Annotated in this window: 23 protein-coding genes; 8 read left to right on the top strand and 15 right to left on the bottom strand. The window is 72.0% G+C overall.

Features of this window, described 5'->3' with window-relative positions:
• Positions 1 to 311: 311 nt before the first annotated feature.
• Together AB2U05_RS37605 and AB2U05_RS37600 are read right to left on the bottom strand one after the other, a co-directional pair.
• The gene (locus AB2U05_RS37605; RefSeq protein ID WP_369185865.1) at positions 312 to 434 is read right to left on the bottom strand and encodes a hypothetical protein; all 123 of its coding nucleotides are present in this window, start codon (positions 432 to 434) and stop codon (positions 312 to 314) included.
• A 77-nt stretch (positions 435 to 511) separates the two neighbouring features.
• Complete coding sequence (locus AB2U05_RS37600) at positions 512 to 1,930, bottom strand: replication-relaxation family protein (RefSeq protein ID WP_369185864.1); 1,419 nt, start codon at positions 1,928 to 1,930, stop codon at positions 512 to 514.
• Between the two features lie 713 nt (positions 1,931 to 2,643).
• Here AB2U05_RS37600 and AB2U05_RS37595 point away from each other — a divergent pair.
• Complete coding sequence (locus tag AB2U05_RS37595; RefSeq protein WP_369185863.1) at positions 2,644 to 3,495, top strand: replication-relaxation family protein; 852 nt, start codon at positions 2,644 to 2,646, stop codon at positions 3,493 to 3,495.
• A 32-nt stretch (positions 3,496 to 3,527) separates the two neighbouring features.
• On the opposite strand, the gene AB2U05_RS37590 is transcribed toward AB2U05_RS37595, so the two are convergent.
• From AB2U05_RS37590 to AB2U05_RS37575, 4 genes are all read right to left on the bottom strand, one after another.
• On the bottom strand, positions 3,528 to 4,184 hold the full coding sequence (locus AB2U05_RS37590; protein WP_369185862.1) for a hypothetical protein: 657 nt from the start codon (positions 4,182 to 4,184) through the stop codon (positions 3,528 to 3,530).
• Positions 4,185 to 4,246: 62 nt separating this feature from the next.
• Positions 4,247 to 4,789 carry an NUDIX domain-containing protein gene (locus AB2U05_RS37585; RefSeq protein ID WP_369185861.1) on the bottom strand — a complete coding sequence of 181 codons (543 nt, stop codon included), beginning with the start codon at positions 4,787 to 4,789 and terminating at the stop codon, positions 4,247 to 4,249.
• Between the two features lie 164 nt (positions 4,790 to 4,953).
• Complete coding sequence (locus AB2U05_RS37580) at positions 4,954 to 5,535, bottom strand: hypothetical protein (RefSeq protein ID WP_369185860.1); 582 nt, start codon at positions 5,533 to 5,535, stop codon at positions 4,954 to 4,956.
• A 779-nt stretch (positions 5,536 to 6,314) separates the two neighbouring features.
• Complete coding sequence (locus AB2U05_RS37575; protein ID WP_369185859.1) at positions 6,315 to 9,128, bottom strand: AAA family ATPase; 2,814 nt, start codon at positions 9,126 to 9,128, stop codon at positions 6,315 to 6,317.
• Between the two features lie 268 nt (positions 9,129 to 9,396).
• Between AB2U05_RS37575 and AB2U05_RS37570 the strand changes: the two genes are divergently transcribed.
• Positions 9,397 to 9,642 carry a hypothetical protein gene (locus AB2U05_RS37570; RefSeq protein WP_369185858.1) on the top strand — a complete coding sequence of 82 codons (246 nt, stop codon included), beginning with the start codon at positions 9,397 to 9,399 and terminating at the stop codon, positions 9,640 to 9,642.
• On the opposite strand, the gene AB2U05_RS37565 is transcribed toward AB2U05_RS37570, so the two are convergent.
• Complete coding sequence (locus tag AB2U05_RS37565; protein ID WP_369185857.1) at positions 9,606 to 10,499, bottom strand: SDR family NAD(P)-dependent oxidoreductase; 894 nt, start codon at positions 10,497 to 10,499, stop codon at positions 9,606 to 9,608. The two genes, AB2U05_RS37570 and AB2U05_RS37565, sit on opposite strands and share 37 nt — an antisense overlap.
• A 50-nt stretch (positions 10,500 to 10,549) precedes the next feature.
• On the opposite strand from AB2U05_RS37565, the gene AB2U05_RS37560 reads away from it, so the two are divergent.
• Positions 10,550 to 11,230: a TetR family transcriptional regulator gene (locus AB2U05_RS37560; protein WP_369185856.1), complete on the top strand. Its 681-nt coding sequence runs from the start codon at positions 10,550 to 10,552 to the stop codon at positions 11,228 to 11,230.
• Positions 11,231 to 11,730: 500 nt separating this feature from the next.
• Here the strand turns inward: AB2U05_RS37560 and AB2U05_RS37555 are convergent, their stop codons facing one another.
• Positions 11,731 to 11,919: a hypothetical protein gene (locus AB2U05_RS37555; protein WP_369185855.1), complete on the bottom strand. Its 189-nt coding sequence runs from the start codon at positions 11,917 to 11,919 to the stop codon at positions 11,731 to 11,733.
• A 168-nt stretch (positions 11,920 to 12,087) separates the two neighbouring features.
• Here AB2U05_RS37555 and AB2U05_RS37550 point away from each other — a divergent pair, with 168 nt between their 5' ends.
• Positions 12,088 to 12,306, top strand: a complete 219-nt coding sequence (locus tag AB2U05_RS37550; RefSeq protein ID WP_369185854.1) for a hypothetical protein — start codon at positions 12,088 to 12,090, stop codon at positions 12,304 to 12,306.
• A 350-nt stretch (positions 12,307 to 12,656) separates the two neighbouring features.
• Here AB2U05_RS37550 and AB2U05_RS37545 read toward each other — a convergent pair whose 3' ends face one another.
• Positions 12,657 to 13,196: a hypothetical protein gene (locus AB2U05_RS37545; protein ID WP_369185853.1), complete on the bottom strand. Its 540-nt coding sequence runs from the start codon at positions 13,194 to 13,196 to the stop codon at positions 12,657 to 12,659.
• 358 nt (positions 13,197 to 13,554) lie between these two features.
• Between AB2U05_RS37545 and AB2U05_RS37540 the strand changes: the two genes are divergently transcribed.
• Positions 13,555 to 14,088, top strand: coding sequence for a hypothetical protein (locus tag AB2U05_RS37540; protein ID WP_369185852.1), 534 nt, complete (start codon positions 13,555 to 13,557; stop codon positions 14,086 to 14,088).
• A 255-nt stretch (positions 14,089 to 14,343) separates the two neighbouring features.
• On the opposite strand, the gene AB2U05_RS37535 is transcribed toward AB2U05_RS37540, so the two are convergent.
• A complete protein-coding gene (locus AB2U05_RS37535; protein WP_369185851.1) occupies positions 14,344 to 14,670 on the bottom strand; it encodes a hypothetical protein in 327 nt (108 codons plus the stop codon).
• The gene (locus tag AB2U05_RS37530; protein WP_369185850.1) at positions 14,667 to 14,948 is read right to left on the bottom strand and encodes a hypothetical protein; all 282 of its coding nucleotides are present in this window, start codon (positions 14,946 to 14,948) and stop codon (positions 14,667 to 14,669) included. The genes AB2U05_RS37535 and AB2U05_RS37530 overlap by 4 nt, the downstream gene beginning before the upstream one ends.
• A 234-nt stretch (positions 14,949 to 15,182) precedes the next feature.
• Between AB2U05_RS37530 and AB2U05_RS37525 the strand changes: the two genes are divergently transcribed.
• Together AB2U05_RS37525 and AB2U05_RS37520 are read left to right on the top strand one after the other, a co-directional pair.
• The gene (locus AB2U05_RS37525; protein WP_369185849.1) at positions 15,183 to 15,395 is read left to right on the top strand and encodes a hypothetical protein; all 213 of its coding nucleotides are present in this window, start codon (positions 15,183 to 15,185) and stop codon (positions 15,393 to 15,395) included.
• Between the two features lie 97 nt (positions 15,396 to 15,492).
• Positions 15,493 to 15,984 carry a hypothetical protein gene (locus AB2U05_RS37520; RefSeq protein WP_369185848.1) on the top strand — a complete coding sequence of 164 codons (492 nt, stop codon included), beginning with the start codon at positions 15,493 to 15,495 and terminating at the stop codon, positions 15,982 to 15,984.
• A gap of 193 nt (positions 15,985 to 16,177) precedes the next feature.
• On the opposite strand, the gene AB2U05_RS37515 is transcribed toward AB2U05_RS37520, so the two are convergent.
• Together AB2U05_RS37515 and AB2U05_RS37510 are read right to left on the bottom strand one after the other, a co-directional pair.
• Positions 16,178 to 16,567 (bottom strand): hypothetical protein, encoded by a 390-nt coding sequence (locus tag AB2U05_RS37515; RefSeq protein WP_369185847.1) that lies wholly within the window; start codon positions 16,565 to 16,567, stop codon positions 16,178 to 16,180.
• Between the two features lie 576 nt (positions 16,568 to 17,143).
• Entirely contained in the window at positions 17,144 to 17,617 is a 474-nt protein-coding gene (locus AB2U05_RS37510) for a hypothetical protein (protein ID WP_369185846.1), read from the bottom strand.
• A gap of 204 nt (positions 17,618 to 17,821) precedes the next feature.
• Here AB2U05_RS37510 and AB2U05_RS37505 point away from each other — a divergent pair, with 204 nt between their 5' ends.
• On the top strand, positions 17,822 to 18,409 hold the full coding sequence (locus AB2U05_RS37505) for an SMI1/KNR4 family protein (protein ID WP_369185845.1): 588 nt from the start codon (positions 17,822 to 17,824) through the stop codon (positions 18,407 to 18,409).
• A 1,191-nt stretch (positions 18,410 to 19,600) separates the two neighbouring features.
• Here AB2U05_RS37505 and AB2U05_RS37500 read toward each other — a convergent pair.
• The gene (locus AB2U05_RS37500; RefSeq protein ID WP_369185844.1) at positions 19,601 to 20,026 is read right to left on the bottom strand and encodes a BrxA/BrxB family bacilliredoxin; all 426 of its coding nucleotides are present in this window, start codon (positions 20,024 to 20,026) and stop codon (positions 19,601 to 19,603) included.
• 740 nt (positions 20,027 to 20,766) lie between these two features.
• Positions 20,767 to 21,144 (bottom strand): YidB family protein, encoded by a 378-nt coding sequence (locus tag AB2U05_RS37495; protein WP_369185843.1) that lies wholly within the window; start codon positions 21,142 to 21,144, stop codon positions 20,767 to 20,769.
• Positions 21,145 to 21,515: the final 371 nt, after the last annotated feature.

Here is a 21,515-nt window from a genome sequence, read left to right as displayed (position 1 = left end):
GCTTCTCCCCTCAACATATCAATAATCCTCCATACCCTCCCCTACCCCCCTTCCACATCCCCCCTTAACTCTACTCCCACCTCCCTCTTTATAACCCCCCTATCCCCTTTTCTTCCACCCCCCCTTCTCATTTCCCAATCATCCCCTATTCCCCTCCCCATCCTCCCCCTTCCCCTCCGTCCTCCCTTCCCTTCACCCTTTTCTTCCCTCTCCCCCACCCCCCGCCCCCCCCACGGAGCTCCAACAGGCACAACCAAAGGTCCAGACAACCCCGCGAGAGAGGCCAAAACACGCCCACACCACCCAACAGGTCACACCAGGCGGCCCTTCGCCGGGTAGAGCTTGGCGTGCAACACCCGGTCCTCCCACCAGGGGTCATCCGGGGTGGAGACCAGTGCGGCCATCTGCTCGCGCTTGGTCGGGACGGGCAGCACCAGCGGGCCCAAGTCCTCGACGGCGCGGTCCTGTTCGCATTGCGGGCACTCAAGCCGATCCGGGCCGGCCTTCTCGGTCAGCTCCAGCTTCGAGCCCTCCTTCCCGCCGATCGAGCCCCGGCACGTCCAACACGGGCGCAGCGAGGCGTTCGCCGCCCGGGCCGCCTCCAGCTGCTCCTGGGCCTCCCGTTCCAGGCGCTCGGTGTGTTCCTGGTGGCAGGTCCAGCAGCGGCCGCCGGGTTGGTGGGTCCACTCCACGCGGTTGCCGTCGGGCCGTAGTGCCAGGTGCTCTCCTTCTTCGGGACGTTGCCGCAGTCGGCGCAGGCGAGGGTGCGCATCCACTCGCGGTGGTCCTGGCGGGCCTTCTTCTCCCGGGCCTTCTGGCGTTGGTTGTAGGCGGCGCGGTTGTCCGGGTTCTCCAGCGCGTCGAGCAGGGAGTGCCGGCCGGGGCGGCCGTAGCGCCACCAGACGGGGCCGAGGGGGCCGTGCTCGGCCAGCAGCTCCAGGGTGGTCGCGAGGACGGGCACGGCGTCGTCGTACTCGCGCCAGCCGTCGCCGTCGTTGTCGTCCTGGGTCACGGTCCACCACTGCCCGCCCCAGATCTCGGCCGACAGGTCCGCCACGGCCTCCTGGCGGCCTGCCAGGGCGACGGGTCCGGCGCCGGTGACGACCAGGGCGACGGGCAGGTAGCCGGGCCGGGTGTGGGGGCCGGGGTAGGTGCGGCGCCACCAGTGCACCGTGCGGTCGGCCGGCTCCCGGTCGGCCGGCTCCCGGTCGGCCAGCGCGGGGTCGGTGCTCTTCACCTTGGTGCGGAACAGCTCGCGGTAGGCGGTGAACTTCGCGGCGACCCGCTCCGGGGCCATGGTGGAGCGGTCGACCTCGACCATCAGGACCGGCACCCCGATCTGAGGGGCCTGCCACACCGCGTCCGGGCGCACCTTTCGCCGGCCGCCCGGCAGCAGGAACTCGACCTCGGTCGCCCAGTCGGTCACGGTGCCGACCCCGCCCGCGGCTTCGGGCGCGGTGCCGCCCCGGACGAAGGCGAGCACGGTCTCGTTGACCGCCATCGCGTGCCGGGCGCCGGAGCGTCCGGCGCCCCGGGCCGTGGAGCCCATGTCGGAGCGGGGAAGGCCGAGCACCTGCCCGGCCGCCTCCAGTCCGACCGTTCCCTCCAGCCGCCAGGTCTTGTGCCGGTTGCGGGTGTTGCCGTCGGAGGCGACCAGGCCGTGCAGCGCGAGATCGCCGAGCGCCTGCCGGATCGCCTTATTCGACGCCGCCCCGGGGCGCAGCAGGCGCTGGAGCTGATCGGCAGTGGCGACCTTCAGGACGCCGAGCGCGCCGAGGACATCCGAGCGCAGCGCGGTGGTCGAGCCGTTCGGGTTGGCGGCGCCGCGCCGGTACGCGGTCCGTCCCGGCCGGGACGGCTCGGCCAGTTCGACGGCGTCGGCCTGGGCGTCGTTGTCGTCGGGCAGGGCGAGGCGCTGACGGGTGCTCACGGGCTTCTCCCGGTGGTTGTGGTCGGGCTGCTGCCTCTGAGGGATATCCGGCGCTCCTGACAGCCGCCAAGCCCGTTGTCGGCCCGCGTGCCGCACCCTCTCCCACCACCCCTGATCCGGCCCCCGCCGCCGCCCCCGACCAGCGAGCGGCCGGCACCAGCCGGACGCGAGAAAAGAAAAAGCCCACCGCAGGTGCAACAACCCGAACCGACCAACCGACAACGCCACAACCACAAACCAAAACCAAAAGCAGAAAGACGGGAGAAGAGGGTTGTCAGAATGCGGCGGCGGCCCGGATTCGGGCGCTGAGCTGGGCGGATTCGCCCCTCGGGCCCGAGGTGGCCGGTAGGGGCAGCGGAGGGGGAAACGGCAGGGGGAACGGAAGCAGTCCGGCAAACTCACCAGGGCCACCAAGGTATTGGTGAGTTTCCTTGATAGGCCATCAAGGAAACTCACCGGGCAACCTTGATGGTCATCCCAGCAGGTCAGAGGCGTGCCGGTCGGGGCGCAGAGGGCCCCGAGGTCGGGACCGGTTGGCGGACGGGATTACGGACCGCATTTCGGACCGGTTAGAACGCGGGATACCTTGACACCGGAAGTTACAGAATCGTTATGGACTGCCAACCTTGATGGTGAGAAATCCGGTGAGTTTCGTGGGGTTCCATTCTCCGAGCACGGGATAAGCCCGCGCTTCGGAATGAGGGAGCACCTTCGTGCACGGGGATCTGGAGACCGACCACGACGTCCTGGTCACGCTTCACCGCTTCACGCTGGCGACCGCCGAGCAGCTCCACCAGCTGCACGGCGGCACCGCCGGGATCAAGCAGACCCAGAAGCGGCTGACCCGCCTGCACACCGACGGCCTGGCCGACTTCGTGACCCTGCCCCAGGCCGGCCGGGCGAAGGCCTGGCACCTCACCGCCCAGGGCGCAGCGGTGGCGGCCACCTTCCCCGAGGCCCGCCGCACGCACGCCCAGACGCTGGACAGCGAGCAGCTCGCCGTGCGGCACGGTCGCGAGCACCTGCTCGACGTCGGCCGGATCCACACCGCCTTCGTCGCCGACGCCCGCCAGCGCGGCGAGGACTGCGGCCCGCTCGACCTCCGCCCCACCCCGCAGCTGCCGGTCGGCGCGGCGGCGTACCGGCCCGCCGCCGAGCTCGCCTACACCGCCGGCACCGGCGACCAGCGCCACCGGCTGCGGGCCTTCGTCGAACGCCACCGCCCCGGAGTCGGCGCCGAGGAGACCGCGGCGCAGCTGGCGGCCTGCGCCGCCCTGTGGGAGCAAGCCGGGCCGGGCGGCCGGGGCCGAGCGTGGGAGCGGCGCTGGCGCTCCTTCCCCCGGCTGCTGGTCGTCCTGGTCGGCACGACGGCCGCCGCGGTCCGCCCGGCGGTGGCGGACCTGCGCCTGGCCGCCGAGGAGAACCCGGCCACCGCCGAGATGCTGTCCGCCGTCCCGGCCGGCGCCACCCGGATCGAGGACCTGGTCCAACGCGGACCGTCCGCACCCATCTGGCACCCGCTCAGTGGCCGGAGCGGGCGGGCGTGCGGATGGACGCAGCTGTAGGCGGCGAGTGAGAGCCGCGGGTGGCCTGTCGCTCAGTCGAGGTCAGCGGATGCCAGGGCCACGGCGAGCACCAAGTACGGGACGGCTCCCAGACACTGCTCGGCCATCATGCTCGGATCAGGCGCCGTGCCTGCTTCGTTCAGCGCCAGCAGCCCGGCACCGATGGCCACATCGACCGCCGCGTCCAGGACTTCGGCCGCCGTGAACTCCCCGCACGCCGCCAGCTCGCGCACCAGGACGGCGGCCTTCGCCGGATCGCCGCGCCACAGCTCGGCGACCTCGTCACCGGCGCCTGCCAGGTCGATGACCGCGCCCTGCTCCGCGGTCGGCAGCGGAACGGGCCAGGACGATCCAGGCTCCTCCACGATCTCCTGTGCCCGTGCCAGCGCCACCCTCGCGGCGCTGGTCCGCTCGGACTGCTCCCGCTCCCGGGCGACCGCGGCCGGCCACCGGGCCTCGTCCTCGGCCCGGGCCGCCTCCAGCAGCGGGGCGGCCGTGTGGCCGAGGTAGACCACCGGGAGGGGGTCCACCACGACCGCTTCCTGCCCGGGCGGGGCGTCGGCGACCGGCTGGTACAGCGCCTGCGCTGCCGAGGCGCAGGCGCCGACCGTGGTGGTGAGGGCGGCGATCAGCCGGGCGTGGCGGCGTCGGCGGACGGGCAGGTCCAGGCTGGCGGGAATCGCGGTCACCCACGCACTATGGCGCGCCGCACCCGCCGACGCGGCCGGTTCCCCGAACATCACCCCGCCGGTCAGCGCCACTGGTAAGACGCGCCGGTCATCGCCGGGAGCAGCACCGGGCCGCCCACGGTGGCGTCGGGCCCGACGGCCCGGTCCAGGACCGCGCCGACATCCGGATAGAGGTGGAGGCCGACCGCGTCGGCCGCCGACAGCCACACCACCGGCGCCTGGCCGGAGTCGTCCAGCTCCACCGCCGCGACGGCCGCGACCAGGTGGTCGGGCAGGTGGGCGGTGAAGACCAGGTGCCGGCGCCGGAACGGCGCCCTCTCGCCGGGCCGCTCGGTCTCCTGGTCCTGGACGAAGCGCAGCACCGGCGCGTTGGGCAGCACCGCCAGGTCGAGGCCGAGCTCTTCGGGCAGTTCCCGGTGCAGCGCGTCGACCGGGTCTTCGCCGGTCTCGGCGACGCTGCCGGCAGCGAGTGCTGGAGGCCGGCTTCGCGCTGGCGGCGGATCAGGCAGAGGCGGCCGTCGTGGAGCAGCACCGCGCACACCCGCACCCGGACCGGCCCGGCCCGGCCATCGTGCTGGTGCCGGTCCAAGCCGGTACGGGGTCATCGCCGTGGCCGCTTCGTCAGCGCCGGCCGACGGCTACCGTCCCGCCGACCAGCTTGCGCATGTTCTTGATGCCCACCGTAGTAGCCCCCGCCGTGCCGGGGCGGGTGCCTGCCCCGGCACGGCCGAAGCCGGGGCAGGCACGCCCTGGCGTGTTGGGGGTGGGTTCAGCCCATGGTGCAGGCGAGCTGGGCCTTGACAGCGTCGTAGGCGTTTACCCGCGCGGTGCAGGGGCCGTTCAACACGTCAACGCCCTGGGGGTTGATGAACTGGATGTTGTTGATCAGGGTGATGACGTTGACGTCCCCACTGGCCACGATGTTGTTGTGGGCGATGACGACCTGGGCGCTGGGGGCCGTGGTGCCGCCGACGATGCCGCCCTCCCCGCTGTCCAGGCTGGTGATCTTGGTGTAGATCGTGACGTCTCGACCTTGGACGTTGTTGCCGGTGATGGCCACGGTCCACTGCCGGTAGGTGCGCTGAAAGGTGTACTCCGTGATCCGGTTCAGGGTGGCCACCGTGCCGGCCTGGAACTTCACGATCCAGTGGTGCGGCCGGCGCGTCACCGGACGCCCACCCGGATGGTCACGCGGGATGACCCCGCCCGACGCACCCACGCGCTGCGTCGCCGGACCACCGCTCTGTGTCGCGGCCCCGGCCGGCGCGGCGAGCGCGCCGGTGACGGCAAGCGTCGCCACCCCCACCGCCGCCGCCCTGTACCACGTCTCCACCCGCTGACCGACTGCCATCCCGCTGCTCCTCGCTCCACGCCTGACCCACACGTGAGCCACTTGTCCTGTACCGGGCACAGCCCGGCGCATCCAACCCTCGCCCCACGGGGTCCCGGCGCGCATCAGTCATCTGACTGAACGACAGACCGAAAAGCCCGCGGACAGCTGAGTCCTGCCCGCAGTCCCGCCCGGTGACCGGCCTACGAGAGGGTCGCAGAGGAATGATCGGCGCGGCGGGCGTGGCCGGTTCGGCGCCGACCGAGGGGCGGGCACCGGGCCAGAATCGGCGCGCCGAGGGAGGTGGGCGGCGCCCCTGCCGGGCGGGATAGGTCGGGGCGCCGCGTGCCCGGGTGGCGGCGTCGGGGGGCTCGCGCCGACCGCCGGGGCTGATCGAGTACCGAGAACGCTGCGCCGCATGCACGGGACGGGCCGCTGCCCGTCACAGCGAGTCGGGCACGGGGCATCACCCTCGCGCGGGATTCGGGAGGCAGTGCGGCAACAGCCGACGGGACCCCGCTCCCTCTCTGCGGTCCTCCTTGCGCGTCACGCCCTAGCCGGACATGCCGTCCCCGCCCGCCTTCCCGGGCTTCCCCCCGGTGCCGTCGGTGCCGTCGGTTCCGGTCCGGGGGCCGGCCGTCTGCAGGCACAGCGTGGTCGTCAGCTCGCTTCCGGTACCGCCGGGGCCCTTGCCACCCACCGGCACCCGCGGGGGTGCCGGCAGAGCCCGACGCGGAGGCCGCGTGTTGCGGTTGGTGGGGTTGCAGGGGCGGGCCGTGGATGCCGCCGTGCACGGCTTCTCAAGTGTCGGGGCCAGATCGCTCGGCCGGTGGCAGGCCGCTCAGGGCGTCGCGTAGCGCGGCCCTGGTGGTGACGCCGAGCTTGGGGAAGACCCGGTAGAGGTGTGAGCTGACGGTGCGTGGGGACAGGTGTGTCTGCTCGCCGATCTCCTTGTTGGTGAGTCCGCGGGCGGCGAGTTCGGCGATCCTGCGCTCCTGGGCGGTCAGGGGCGCCGGTGGTTGCGCCTGCGGGCCCGGGGGGAGGTTGCTCCGGCGCAGTTCGGCGCGGGCGCGCATCTCCCATGCCGTGGCTCCGAGCCGGTTGAACTCTTCGGCTGCCAGCAGCAGCGGGGCCTGCCGCGCCGCCCGGGGCGCGTTCAGCTGCCGCAGTCGGAAGCCGTGGGCCAGGCGGATCCGTGCCAGTTCGAAAGGGAAGTCCCGGGCGTGCGGGTACGCCTCGACCCGGGCGTAGGTTCGTGCGGCCTGCGTGAGGTCGTCCGCGGTCATCGCGAGGGCGCCGTAGGTGGACAGGGCCATGCGCGGGGAGGCCTGCGGCAGACCCGCCTCGCAGGCCGCGAGCGCGTGCCGGCGTGCCTGTTCGTGACGGCCGCTGTACAGCGCGGCCTCGGCCAGTTCGAGCAGTGCCCTGGGGGCGATCTGATGGGCGTGGCGCTCGAAGCTGCCCGGCGGTGTCATGCCGATGGCGTACAGGTAGGCCGCTTCGAAGTCGCCTTCGGTGAGCGCGACGCCGGTGGCGATGGCTTCCGTGATCTGGGTGAGCAGGCCGACGCCGCGCGGCCGTGCCCAGGCGTCCACGGCGCGCTGCAGCTCGCGTGCCTCCTCCAGCCGTCCCTGGCGGGCCACGAGCTGTCCCAGGCACGCGCGGGCGTGGTAGGCGAGCAGGACGTGGTCGTGGGCGGTGGCCAGTTCGAGCGCGCGCTCGGCGGTCCGGCGCGCTTCGTCCCACATCCCGGCGTACATCTGGTCCAGCATCAGCATCCTCAGAAGGACCATGACGCTCGACACCGCGCCGTGTTCCCGCTCGCGCTCGACCGCGTCGGCCAGCTGGGTGCGGTACTGGTTCAGGGCGTCGACGTGGGACGCGCAGACGGCCATGCGTGCCAGGTCCCAGGGGGCCGCGTTCGCCGGGTCGGCGAAGGCCTCCTCCAGGCGCGCCCGCAGGCCGACCCCGCTGCGGGCGACGGCGCTCGCGTCGTGGTACATCAGCGTCAGCGGGTGGACGAGGTCGCCGAGGGTGGCGAGGATCGTGTCGGTCCGCTGCCACAGAGCGGGGTCGCCCGCGTAGTGGGCCATGGTGACCAGCGCGTCGGCCGCGCGGGTCAGGGTTTCGTCACCGGGGGGCGCCGCACCGTCGCAGCGGCGCTCGACCGCGGCGGCGAGCCGCTGGAAGGCGGGCCGCACCGCCCCGAAACGGACGAAGTCGGCGTGGGCGGAGACCAGCACGGCGGCCAGCGGTGCGCCCGCGCCCCGTTGCGGCTGCGCGTGGTGGAGCAACTGCTGGGCCCTGTCCAGCAGCGCGGCCTGGCCGGCGATGTAGGCCGCGTCGCCGAGCCGGCGGGCACGCTGGGCGGGTTCCTCGCTCAGCTCGGCCGCGCGGGTCAGCCAGCTGACCGCGGCCGCCGCTCCGCCACGCCTGGTGGCGGAGGCCGCCGCCGCCTCCAGCGCCGTCGCCGCGTACTCGTCGGGGCCGTCGGCCGCCGCTGCCAGGTGGCCGGCGTACCGCTCGACATCGGCCCGGTGCACCCGGGCCAGGTCGGCGTGCGCGGCCCGGCGCTGCTCGGCCGTCGCCAGCTGGACGACGGCCGAGCGCACCAGCGGGTGCCGGAAGAGGAAGTCGCCGCCGCACGGGTCGGCGTCGAGCAGCCCGGCGACGACCGCCGCATCGACACCGCGCATCCGGTAGCGGGCGGTGCCGTGGCCGGCCTCCCGCGGACGGCCCGCGGCGCCGTCGAGGGCACCGCGCAGCAATTCGGCTCGTGCCGGGGGCTCCAGGCGCTCGATCCGTGCGGCGTAGAGGAGTTGGAGGCGTCGGGGCAGCGGAAGGCCGGCTCCGTCCAGCAGATCGGCATCGTGTTGCACGCCGGCGGGAGGCGGCAGTTCGTACAGGGCGAGCGGATTGCCCCGTGCCTGGTCGAGGACGGTGCGGCGGGTACGCGCGTCGAGCCGCGGGTGGTGCAGCTCCAGCAGGCGTTCGGCGTCCTGCTGGGACAGCGGCTCCACCGGGAGTTCCGGCAGGCGGGCGTGGTCGAAGGGGGACCGTTCCTCCGACCGCAGGGCGATCAGCATCTTCACCGCGCCGGCCGCCAGCCGGCGGGCGACGAACCCGCACACCGCGGCACTGGCCTCGTCGAGCCAGTGACCGTCGTCGATCAGCAGCAGCAGCGGACGCTCGGCGCCGGCCAGGGCCAGCAGGTCGAGTACCGCGATGCCCAGGGCCATGACGGACGGCGGCTCCCCGGCACCGTGCCCGAACACCACGTCCAGCACCGCCCGCTGCGGTGCTCTGAGCCGGGTGGAGAACTGCTCCAGCACGGGGTACAGGCACTGGTGCAGCCCGGCGAAGGGCAGATGCGACTCGGCCTCGACTCCCGAGACCCGGATCAGCTCGTACCCCAGCCCGACAGCCAGATGAGCCGTGCGGTCCACCAGGGCGCTCTTGCCGACACCCGCCTCACCGCGCAGCACCACAGCACGGCCCTCGGCAGCAGACACGAACGAGGTCAGCACGGCCAGTTCGCGATCCCGGCCGATCAACGCCGCACCCGACGGCTCGACGACGCCGGGCCCGGACGCAGCGACGTCGACAAGGACCATGCCGTCAGCGGCCACGTCCCGTCCCCACCCTGTCGCTCACCCATGAAAAGCCGGCAATTGTCGCCCTGCCGTCGTAATTTACACGCTTGCCCTGGAGCGCGCGGCCGCGGGAGTCGAGCGGGCCAGCCACCAGGAGGTGATCCCCCGGCGGCGACGGCCAGCTGGCCGAGGAGCTGCGGCACTCGCCGGTAGCGGACGTGCTGCGCGGCGCCGCCCCGGCCGGCACCGTGCCCGACGTCGCGCCTGATGAGGGCTGCCGCTGGTCACGGTGTGCGCGCTCGCCGCCATGCCGGCCTGCGTGCTCGGCGACCTGCCACGCGAGCTCATCCTGCTCGGCGAGGAACTGGACGCCGTCACCATCGCCGACCGCGCGATCAGCCCACCCGTCGTCCTCACCAACCGAGGAGTCCAAGCACACCTGCTCGAACTCCTCGGCATCGAGGAAACCCGACCCCGCTGGCGAGAAGGGACGGGCAGTCAGGCCGCCGTGTCCTGGGGGAACGCCACCGGGTAGGGCTCAGCGAAATCCGCCGACCGTCCCACGGCACTCCACTTCTCGTCCTGCGCGAGCAGGCGCCGGTCCTGGGCGATGGAACCCTCCGAGGCCGTCACGCCGAGTGCGAGGTTGGTCGGGATGTCGCGGCGCCCGGCCATCCGTACCAGGATCTCCGACGCACGCATCGGGTCGCCGGCCGGACCCTCGGGGCTCTGGCGGATCCGCCGGTTGATCTCCCCGACCGTGCTGTCGTAGCCCTCGGGCACCTCGTGCACGGTCATCGAGGAAGCCGCCCAGTCGGTACGAAAACCGCTCGGCTCGATCACCAGGACCCGGATGCCGAACGGCTCGGTCTCCACCCGCAGCACCCGGCTGAAACCGTCGATCGCGAACTTCGCCGCCTGGTAGGAGGCGATGCCCGGGGAGCCGCCCACCCGGCCGCCCATCGATGAGACCTGCATGATCAGCCCGCCGCCCTGGGCACGCAGGAGGGGGATCGCCGCCTTGCTGACGTGGTAGACACCCCAGAAGTTCGTTTCGAACTGGGCGCGGAAGTCCTCGTCCTCGGTGGTCTCGACCGGGGAGACGTTGGCGTAGCCGGCGTTGTTGACGACTACGTCGATCCGGCCGAAACGCTTCCGCGTCTCCTCCAAGGCCGCCCGGGCGGCTGCCGGGTCGGTCACGTCGAGGGCGATCGGGGCGATCCGGTCACCGAACTCCCTCGCCAGGTCGTCGAGGTCCTCGGGTCGGCGGGCCGTGGCCGCCACGGTGTGGCCGGCCTCCAGGGCTGCGCGGACCAGGGCGCGGCCCAGGCCGCGGGAGGAGCCGGTGACGAACCAGGTCTGCTGTGTGTTCTCGCCAGTGTTCTCGGTCATGCAGTTAGCAAAACACTGTTTCGTTAATAGCGCAACACTGTTGCACTAACATGGGCCTCGTGGACACTACCGACTTCCGGCGCGCCCGGTCCCCGCAGGCCAAGCAACAACGCGAGGCCGCCATCCTGGACGCCGCCCGCGCCTTGGGCGCCGAGCACGGCATCCGCCAGGTCACGCTCACCGACATCGCCACCGCCGTGGGCATGCACAAGTCCGCGCTGCTGCGCTACTTCGAGACGCGGGAGGAGATCTTCCTGCGGCTGACTGCGGCTGACTGGCAGGAATGGGCGCCTGTCCTGTGTGCCGAGATCGGCGCCGCCGCGGACGGCGACGCGGCCGCCGTGGCCGGAGCCTTCGCGCGCACCCTCGCGGCCCGCGGCAGGTTTTGCGACCTGCTCGCCCAGGCACCGATGAACCTCGAGCGCAACGTCTCCGTCGAAGCGGTGCGCACGTTCAAACTGGTGACCCTGAGCGCGGTCGAAGCGATCGTCGCCGCCGTCCGCGCGCGGCTGCCGGAGTTGACCGAGGCCGACGGCGTGGACCTGATGGCCGCGGCCACCTCCATGGCCGGCTCGTTCTGGCAGATCGCCACGCCCGGACCGCAGATCGCCGCCCTGTACCGCGCCGACCCACGGCTCGCCCACGCGATCGTCGAGGTGGAACCCCGGCTGGCGCGGATCCTGACCGCGATGCTCCAAGGCATGACCACAACACGCCCGGGCCACACCTGAGCAGTCCGCAGGCGGTGGTGGTCGCGGGCGTGGATGGCGTCGCCGCCGTACGCGGGGGCGTGCCAGATGTCCTCGGAGGCGGCCTCGACCTCGGTCATGCGGTTCAGCAGCCGCTCGTGGTCGCGCTTGGCCTTCTCCTTCTTCTGCTGCGGGGTGAGCCGCTTGACGTCGGGGCGGTCGCGCTTGCGGCCGGCCTGAAGGACCAGGGCGACCGGCGGCAGGCCCTCGCGGCCGGTGGGCGGGTAGACGGTGAGCCACAGCCGCAGGCTGTACGTACGGGCGCCCCGGCGGCGCAGCGAGGCCTCGAAGGCGGTCTTCGCGTGCCCTTCGCGGGGAGCTCGCACCAGGTTCGGTAGGAGGTGAGCTTCTCGACGAGCGTGCCGACGCCCTCGTTCTCTCTGTCGACCTCGACCAGGAGCACCGGCGGGGCAAGCAGCACCGCCAGGTCGAGGTCGAGCACACCCGCACCCGGATCGGCCCGGCCAGCGCGCTGGTGCCCGTCACAGCCGGTACGCCGTCGCCGAGGTGACCGCCTCGTCGGCGCCGGGCGGCAGCGTCGGCAGCGGCCAGGCCGAATCCGGTGCCCAGGTCGGCCAGCTGGCGGCGAACGGCCCAGTGCGGTCGTCCAGCATGCCGATCGCCCAGCCGCGGGCCCGCTCGACCTGGCGGCCCACGTAGTCGGTGACCACGCCAAGGCGGCGCAGCTGGGCGTACTCGCCGGGTCGTCGCCCGCAGTCGGCTCAAGCACGTCGACGACATGGTCGAGGAGCAGCCGGCGGCGTAGGGGCGCGCTTGGCAGGGCGGGGCCGGGCGAGCCATTCTTGGGGCAGGGCGCCGTCGTCTGGGAGATGAGAGCCATGGGCGTCGACCAGGAGTACGCGCAGCAGAGGATCGCCGAGGCCATCGCTGCCAGGGAAGCCGAGGAAGGCCTCAGCTGGGAGCAACTGCTGAAGGCCGGCGCCGCTTGGGGGCCCTTCCCTTGCACGCACTGCGGCGAACCCGGCGAGAACGACGACCCGGCCGGGTACATCTGTGGTTCCTGCGGCTTCGAGTACCTGAACGCCGAGACTGGGTAGGCCCCCGGCCGGAATCGGTGCCCCGTGCCCGGCGGTACGCTGCCGGGGCCCTGAGAAAGCACTGGAAGGTCGTCACCTCGCGTGGGGTGGCGGCCTTCCAGTTTCCGAGGCGCGCGTCGATGACGATGGGTTCCAGGCGTTTGCCGTCTGCGGAGTCCAGGTCGATCCGGTCGATGTGCTTGGAGACCTCGTCGTAGATGCGGGTGGCAAGCGCGCCTCGGGAGAGAGGGGCGGCTTGCTGTCCGCCGGTCCAGTAGAGGACTTCTGCGAGTTCTTGGCCGGTCAGGGCGGCGCGGAGCGCGCTGGCCAGTCGCCCGCCGCTGTTCCGGTACGGTCAGCAGCCTGGAGGATCAGGAGGCGGCGGCTTCTAGGCCCACGGCGAAGGCCCGGTCCGCCTCGTCCGGGTCACGGCCTGTCCACACCACCGATGCATCCAGGACCCGGCCGAGCGTGCCCTTCGGGAAGCTGGCCACAGGGCGGGGCATCTTGTCGCTCCACTCGTCGATCCAGCTGAGCGTGCGGGCGGTGTTACGGGGCTTGAGACCGCTGGGCCTGCGGGCGCGCTCGGCCGCAACCTTGCCTTCCCACCTCGCCTGGACCGCATCCACGTCGGACTCTCCCAGGCCGCGGGCGATGTCGGCCCAGGACGCTCCACGGATCCGCTCGGCCACGATCGCGGCGTCTTGGAGGGAGCTCACCGTGCTAACGAGGTCGCTGGCCAGCTTGGCGTAGTCGCCCGCCGAGGCCGCGTCCATGGCCACGAAGCGGACCAGTTCGACCGCCGCCTCCGCCACCCACTTCGCCCTCTGACAGAACTCGACGCGCGCACGATCGGACGAACTGAAGGCCCCGTCCGGGAGGCCGTACACCGCCCTCCAGGCTTCCGACACTTCGTCACTAGAAGTAGCTGATCCGTTACTCATGGCATGGGAGAGTAGCGGACCGTGCGGAGGCAACGCTCTCCACCAGGGAACACGCCCCGCTCGACAAGGTGACACAGAGGCCAGCACCGGGTTCGGGCGCCGCTGGTGGGCAGGGGGAGGGTGTGGCCGAACGAGGGCACCAGGAGCCGGCCCCGGTCGGCGAGGCCGAGGCACGGCGGCTGACCGACGCGCTGCGCGAGTCGGTGGAGCAGGTGCGCGCCGCCGTCCTGGTGCTGGCCGAGCGGGTGCGCGCGGCGCACCGCGGCCGGGGTGGACCGCTCTGGGCTACCCGTCGTGGGGTGCGTACGCGGCTGGGAAACTCGAAGTGTCCCGGTCGACGGCACACCGACTGCTGGACCTGGCGGCGACCGCCGAGGCGATCGAGGACGTCGTCGACCGGCAGCACCAGGCCGATGCGGGCGGTGGTCGAGATCCGCGGGCGCCTGGCCGAGCTCGCGAACCTGGTCGCCGAGCACCTGGCGCCGGCCCGCGCCGAGGCCGGCGGCGCGCAGCTGGGCCGGACGGGATCCGCGCGGCGGTCACGGCGGCGATCGCCGAGCTGCGCGAGCAGCCGGACGTGCCGGTCGTCGAGCTGGAGAGCAGGCCGGGCCCGGGCGGGTGCCCGGTCGAGGCATGGCGGGCGATGGTGGCCTGGGGGCACGGCTTGGCGCGGCAGCGGCTGGACGCGCACCGCGATCTCGGGCTGCTCGCCCTACGGGTGGCACCGGGGTACGTCGCCGATCGGGGCGCCGAGGAGGTCCTGCACGTCCTGGGCGAGGAGATCGGCAGCAGCGCCGAGGAGCCGCTCGCGTGCCGGTATGCGATGACCGGCGACAAGCGGGCGACCGAGCGGTTCTGATGCCGCAGGTCAGGCCGGGGGTCTTGTAGTTTCGGCCCCTCTTTGGAGAGGATGCCGGCCGCGCCCACCTGGTGTGTGGCGGACGATCGCGGAGCTTCCGTGCGCAGAGGACAAGAAGGCCGGCGGCCGGTTGTCCCAGCCTTGTCCCGGGCCGACTGCGGCGCGACGGCGCCCGCCGGTGATGGCCCGGATTGTGCGTCTCGGGTCCGGCGGGCACCGGCATCAGCGTAGCGGGCGCGGCCCGCCGGCCCGGCTCTACGGCGCGGGGTGCGGCGGGTCTTCGGGGACGACGGCTGCGATCCGTACAGTCGGCGGCCAGGGCGGGGCGGGGGCGTAGGCGTGCACGACGTTGAGCGCGGGCCGGCCTTCGGCCCGGTCGCCCTCGATCCGGGTGGAGTACAGCTCGACCTGCTGGGCGCCCTCGGTGACAGTGCGGATCAGCCGGCCGAGCCGCGGCCGGTGTTCGAGTTCGGCGCGCAGCGTCTCCAGGGCCTCGCTGGCGCCGAGCTCCTTGGCGCGCTGGGCGGCGCGGTCGGTGACCACGGCGACCGCCGGGTCCGGCTGCTGGTGCTGGTCGGTCACTCGGCGCCCTGCCGCGCCAGCAGGTCGGCGACGGCCTGGTCGACGGCGTCGGAGGTCTCCGGGTCGGCGGCGAGCAGCACGCGGCCGCGGTAGGCGGCGACGATCTCGGCGACGGCGACCAGGTCCACGACGGCGGGGACCTGGTCGACCTGGTCGAGCCGGTCGACCGGCACGCGGCGCAGCAGCTGGTCGGCGAGTTCGGCGTCCAGGCGCTCGGCATCGCCGGGGAAGCCGTGGCCGGCGCGCAGCGCGGCTCGTAGTTCCTGGACCGTATTCATCCGCGGTAGCCCGAAGCGGCCGCCGCCGTGTCCGTGTTCGGTGGGCTGGGCGCTCATCCCCACCTACCTCTCTCCCTGGTCGCTGGTCCCGGCGCCGGGCCGGGCCCTGTGAGGTCGACGGTAGTCGCCCCGGGCCGGTCCGTGGGCCGGTCTGGCCGACATCGCCCCGCCGCCACGTCCCGGCCTGGAGTGCCGCGCCGCCCACCACACGGGTGTGCGACCTACGATGGGCCGGTGTCCGACACCGATTTACCCGCTGACCTGCTGGAACTCCAGCGCCGCTGGTATGAGGCTGAGACCGCCTGGGCCTCCGATCCGCCCGAGAAAACGAAGGCCGCGTTCACCGCGGTCGGTGCCGAGCTGCATGCCCACCCGCACTGGGCGGGCGTCGAGAACCGGCACCAGGCCGCCATGAAGCTCAAGGAGGCCGCCCGTGCCGCGGCCTGAGTCCGCCCCAACGCCGACAGCGCGGCCTCGTACGACGTCTCACAGGGACCGCCGAATTCGCTGGCGACGGCACGCACCGGGCCGCAAGACTGCGCGGATGAACGACCTGCCGCCGCTTCCCGGCCCGCTGCCCTGGCCGGTGCGCGACTCCCGTGCCCACTATTTCGTCGACCACTACTCGGACATGCACGCCCTGGTCGCCGACCTGGTCCTGCCCGAGCACGCGCCCGCCTACGTCGTCAGCGCGCTGGAGACCTCCCGCGAGCTGATCCGGCACTCGTACTACCGGTACGAGTTCACCACCGTCGCCGTCACGCATTCCCTGTTCGCGCTGGAGCGCGCCCTCGCCGAACATCTGGGCGTGAAAAAGAACTTCCAGCAGCTGATCGCGCTGGCCGCCGCTACCGACACCATCACGGCCGACCTCGCCGACCGGCTCGACGCCGGCCGGCTGCTGCGCAACAAACTCGCCCACGGGGAACTCACCGGCAGCGCCCTCACGCCAGTCATGGCCGTCAGCATGGTGCGCGCCGCCTTCGACACGGCGGCCGTACTGTTCCCCGCCCCGGTCGGCACCGCGCCGGCCTGACCGGCGGTTCCGGCGACCACCTGAGAGCCGGACCCGCCGCAGGTCTACAGGTGCGGGCCGATCGCGCGGGTGCCGCCGGAGCGGGTGCTCCGGCGGCGGGGCGGTTTGTTGTCGGTAGGTCTCCACCGCACCCCACCCGGGGCAGGTGGGTAGATCCCACCTGCCCCCAGCGATTCAGCTGGACGGGGCGGGTTCAGAAGCTCCATCCACTGACGCAGCCAGCGCACACGGCGAGCTCGGTGTCGGTGGTGAGCTGGCCACAGGACTGGCAGTGGTCGAGTTCGTTGTCGGCGGCGGTGAACAGGCAGGCGAAGCAGAACCAGGCGGTGCCGGGGCCGAGGCTCTTGGGCATCGCCTCGTGCCGGGTGTCCACGAAGGCGTCGAGTCCGCACTCGGGGCAGGTGCGCAGCAGGCCGTCGCCTCCCATGCGGATGTCCCATCCGCTGGCGTCGTCGAGTTCGGCGCTGATCGTCAGCGGGTGCCAGGTGCCGTCGCCCCGGATGGCGGCGAGGGCCTGCTGGTAGCTCTTGCCGGTGCAGAAGGCCAGGATCTTCGCTATCCGCTGCTGCTTGCTGTCGGCCATGGTGGTCTTCCGTTCGGGCGTGCCGCCGACTCCGGCGCGCCAGGAACAGCAGGCACGCGGACAGGTTCCTCGCCGGAGAAGCAGGCTTCCTCTGCCCGACGTCTGCCAAGGGAGTCGGCCCTGGACGTCGTACGGCACGGCCGCCGGAACGGTCCCGCCACACAGTAGCCCCTGCCTGTCGTGCCCAGCGGCCCGCACCCCCGTGCGGGTGATGGCCGATCACCAGTACGAGGACGCCTGGGCCAACTGGTCCAGAGCGTGAACCGCCTGCTCGAGGCCCGCGGCGGCTGCGGAGGAGCGGCTGGGCCTGGCGACCGCGTCCGAGGTCGCCTCCGCCGTGATCGAGGCGCCGCACGGCCGGGTCCCAGGGTGCGACGGGGGATGTCCTGCGAGGCCCGGCCGGTGGGAGGCTAGCAGTGCCGAGCCGGCGCTGCTGCGCTCGGCGGCCCTGGGGTGCTGTGGTGGGGCCGCTAGACCCGCCGAATCGGTGATGAACAGGGCTTTGACCTGCGAGTTTTCGGCCGCGGACATGCCATCAGACGGGCGCCTGAGAGCGTGTCGTGGGACAGCTCGACGCTATGCCCGCCCTGTGGCGCGGCGGGGGGCCGGGATGGCGGTAGTGGAGGTGGAGGCGAGGTGCATCTCCTTCCCGCTCTCCAGGACGTCATCGATAATGCGCTCCAAGATGGCGGCGCGGCGTTCGGCTGGAAGTTGCTCGGACATCCGCTCCGCGGTGAGGAAGTAGCCGTTCAGCACGGGCTGGTTGAAGAACTGGTTCAGCTGCTGCAGGGCGCGCTCGTAGGTTTGCATGTAGGTGCGGCTCAGGTAGGCCGTGAAGGCGGTGCCGATCGCGGCCGCCGAGCCCACGAAGATCCGGTCGGCAGAGCCCTGGAAGTTCCAGCCGGCCAGCACAGCGGCCACCAGGATCGCCAGGCCCACGGCCATGGCCACCTGGCTGCTGCGGTAAGCCTTTGTGGCCTGTTCGGTGGCGATCCCGTGGTAGCGGTCCAGCAGAACGCGGTTGAAGTTGACCAGGCTGGCCAGCTCCATCTTTTCCCGCAGACGTTCGGCAGCCGTCTCCAGTGCTTCCCGAGCGTCATGCGGTAGCAGATGTGACTGGAAGCGATAGGGGGCGGTTAGAACCGATAGGTGGCGGTTCCGCGCTCTCACCACGGTGAGTGACTGTGACTCCGACGTGGGAGTACTGAGGCCCCGCACCGAGCGTTGTCCGTCCACTGCGATTTACTCGGCACCGTGGACACAGCGGCAACGTGGAGCGAGAAGCTGGCAGCCATCACCGGCTGGGAGGCCGTGACGAAGAGGGTGATCGACTGGCCCTCGGTCGAGGCGCGGCTCGGCATCGCCCTGCCGACCGACTACAAGCAGCTGGCGCAGTGGTTCGGCTCGGGAGAGTTCGACGGGTTCCTGCAGCTCTCCACTCCTGACACGCCGAGCCCGCACCACGATCTGATCAAGGACGCCGAGTGGCTGGGCGCACGAGCCGCTGCTGACGCCTGGATCGGCGACCTCTTCAGTCCGCATCCCGTGTTCCCCGCCGCCGGCGGCCTGCTTCGGTGGGCGGACTCGGAACAGGCCGACCAGTTCTTCTGGCTGACCGATTCCGCCGATCCCGACCGCTGGCCGATTCTCGCCCAGCCGCATGATGACGTCGCCGCCGGCTGGGAGCGATTCGAGGGTTCCGCCAGCGAGTTCATCTACCGGGTCCTCACGGATCCCCAGCAGTCGTTCTCCATCGCCTGCTTCTTCGACACCCACACCTTCGAGTCGTACGAGCAGATCAGAGAGCCGGACCACGAGTGGGACCCCGATCCACATTGGTGAGCGTCGAGAAGCCAGCACCCGGCAGCTGCCGCAGAGGATCGATGCCACCGTTACCTGGGCGCTCGTCTCACGCTCTGTGATCGGCAGTCGCGAAGACCGCAGCTATCACTTCCAGGCACAGCAGACCGGCACCAGCCTCCGGGCGCCCCTGCCCGACCAGCGGCAACGGCATCCCTGAGCTTCCCCCGCTGTGCGGGAGGTGCTGACAGCCACGACACTCCCACGACCAGCCAAAACGACACCTATGACAGCAATCAGACGACAGTCAACGGCAGTAGAAACCTGCCCATGACCAGCACGAACACCCAAAACCCCACTGCCACACCCGTGACAGATCACCACCGCCACTCCCCCGACGCGCATCACCGGAGGGGCGCGGGACGTGAACGGGAAACCTCGCGGCAACCGTCCATCACGGCTCTATCCTGCCGCCTAACGACGGGAATCTGAATTCCATTCTACTCCCTTTCGGGCTGCAATTCGAAACCCTTCCGAGGCGCAGCGGCGAGGAATCGCATTCAGGCACACCGGAAAGGGGCCTACGGCCCTCCACGCCGACACGGCGACCGCCGTTCCCGACCGCCCGGGAAATCCCGCTCCACGTCAACCGAGCAATTCCCGGAGCAGCGACACCAAACCGAACACCGGGCCAGGACGGCGGCCGGGGCGGGCCCCGAGACGGCCGAGCAACCCGGGGGCCGGGACGGCCAGGACGGCGGCCCGGACGGGCCGCCAGGGCCCCAGCAGCGGGCGGCACAGCAGCGGCCGAGCCCGGGCGCAGCAGGACGGCCTGGCGGCCGACCAGGACGGCGACCAGGCCCAGCAGCAAGACGGCGGGGCGCGGCACCGGACGACGCGGGCAGGGCGGCAGCGGGCCGCCGAGGCCGGCCAACCGGCCCAACCCAGTGCAACACGAAGTGCAACACACCCACCCGCCCCCGCTCCCAGCCACATAACACCAGGTCAGACCCGCAACACGGCCCCGTGTTGCACCCCACCGCAACACCGCGTCGCACCCCCGCGTTGCACCCCCACCTGACCTGTCTCAGCGAAGGCGGCGTGGTTCTCACCGAAGGTGAGCGGATGCAGACTCGTCTCAGCGAAGGCTCGCGGTTGTTGGTGTCCCACCTCGGCGCTCCCGGGTGCCTGCTGGGAGCGCCGAGTGGCCTTGGTGGCGGGGTGGGCCTGGGGCTACTGGCAGTGTTCCTCGAAGGCATCGGTGAGCGCGGCGGCCACCTGCTGGGCGTCGCGGCCCTCGATGCGGTGGCGCGGGATGAAGTAGACGAGTTCGCCGTCCTTGAAGAGGGCGAACGACGGGTGGGACGGCGGGATGTCGGGGAAGTAGCCGCGCATCTGCGCGGTGGCTTCCAGGTCCTGCTCATCGAAGACCGTGAACAGCCGGTCGGGGTGCTTACCGTCGCTCTCCAGGGCGATGCGGACCCCGGGGCGGGCCACGTTTGCCGCGACGCCCGTGATGCTGTTGATGGCGATCAGGGTCACGCCGGTGGCCGCCTCGGCCATCGCGGCGTCGACCTCGTCCGCGGTCAGCAGTTCCTTGAACCCGACCGAGGTCAGCTCTTTCTTAAGCGGCTTGACCAGCAGCGGCGAGTACGGCATCAGGGGATCCTCACTTTATGGAATGTTGTGATAACAAAGCGTATCTGTCGCGTGGTGTGTCCGCCGCTGCACCCGCGGCGGCTGTTCCCGGCGGTTCCGGGGCACACCGCCTCCCGACCGTTCGCTGCTCCGCTGTCCTCCCGACGCAGCCGCGGCCGTGATCGGTCCCGGCGCGCTGCTTCAGCCCGCCTGCTGCTGCGCTCTGGCGTGGTCCGTGCGGGGTACCTGGTGTGCTCGCCTGGCGGTGTGTGTGGTGGTGCCTGGTGGACGCGGTCGGTGTAGGTGGTGAGGCTGGTTGGTGAGCCGGTAGTGGATCCCCGAGCGAGGCTGGCCCCCGGTTTCGGTGAGAACCACGCCGCCTTCGCTGAGACAGGTCACCACCCACCCCCGCCGCCGAGCACCCCGCCACCGAGCACCACCACCAGGACCAAGCCGCCCGGGAAGGCCGGCCTTCCCGGGCGGCCGCCGCCCCGGCCCTGCCCCGCCGCCCCGGACAGCGCCTCGGACAGCGCCTCGGACGGCGGCCAGGACCGCCGGCACCTGGCGGCCGTCGACACCCCCGAGACGGCCACCACCCAGCACCAGCCGCGGCCCCACCCCCGGCACCCTGTCCCACCCACCTGTCGCGCCCCCACCACACACACGGGAACAGGGCCGCCCACGTCACAACACGCGACAACCCCCACCCACCACCAGAACAGCGCCAGGACAGCCTCCACGGCGCTTGGGCCTCAGGAGCCTCAGCGGAGCCCGAAGTGAATCCCCTCCGCGGGCTCCCGGATGGTGATCTGATCGGGAAGGTCGCCCCACAGGACAAGCAGCGTGTCAGGCGCCACGTGGTCGCGGCGGGCACTGGGGTTCACCGACCCGACTGGCGTCGCCGCGTCGGTCGCCTGCGGCAGCCGGTCAGCCAGATACGCCGCGGCCTCAGCAGGATTCTTGCCGAGCGCGCCCGCGATCCGTCCCAGGCCTTCCTCCCCCAGCGCGCTGGCGATCTCAGCAGCGGTCACCGGCTCGTTAGCACCCGGGCCAATCCACGACGCCACCTGAGGCAGCGTCAAAGCCACCGACTCAACCGCCGACACCTGCTCGGCCTGCGAGAGCTCAGCCTCACTCATGATCCTCATCCTCTCTTGATCCCCACGCGAGCGACGCCCGCCCAACCCCCTGATCATGCTCCGCCCCACGAGCGCCCACACCCGGAAGCGGACCACCAGGGCAGCCTGACGACCACCCAGCCATCCCCGCCGGAACGGCGGCGCCAGCAGCCCGGCCCGAGCGAGCACAGCAGGCCAGGGACGGCGGCACCCAAGCAGGGGGCGCAGCACCGACCGGGTACAGCAGGCCCGGGACGACCCGGACGGCGGGCCCGGGACGGCGGCACCCAGCCCGAACCACCAAACCGAACACCCATCCCCGCCACCACCCCCACCCCGCAATTCCAACCCGAATTCACACCACCACCAGCAACCAATCCACCAAAACAACC

The sequence above is a fragment of the Streptomyces sp. Y1 genome, assembly GCF_041053115.1.
Taxonomy (GTDB): Bacteria; Actinomycetota; Actinomycetes; order Streptomycetales; family Streptomycetaceae; genus Kitasatospora; species Kitasatospora rubellomurina.
The sequence above is the reverse complement of the archived record's forward strand: the minus strand, read 5'-3'. Positions and strand labels throughout refer to the sequence as shown.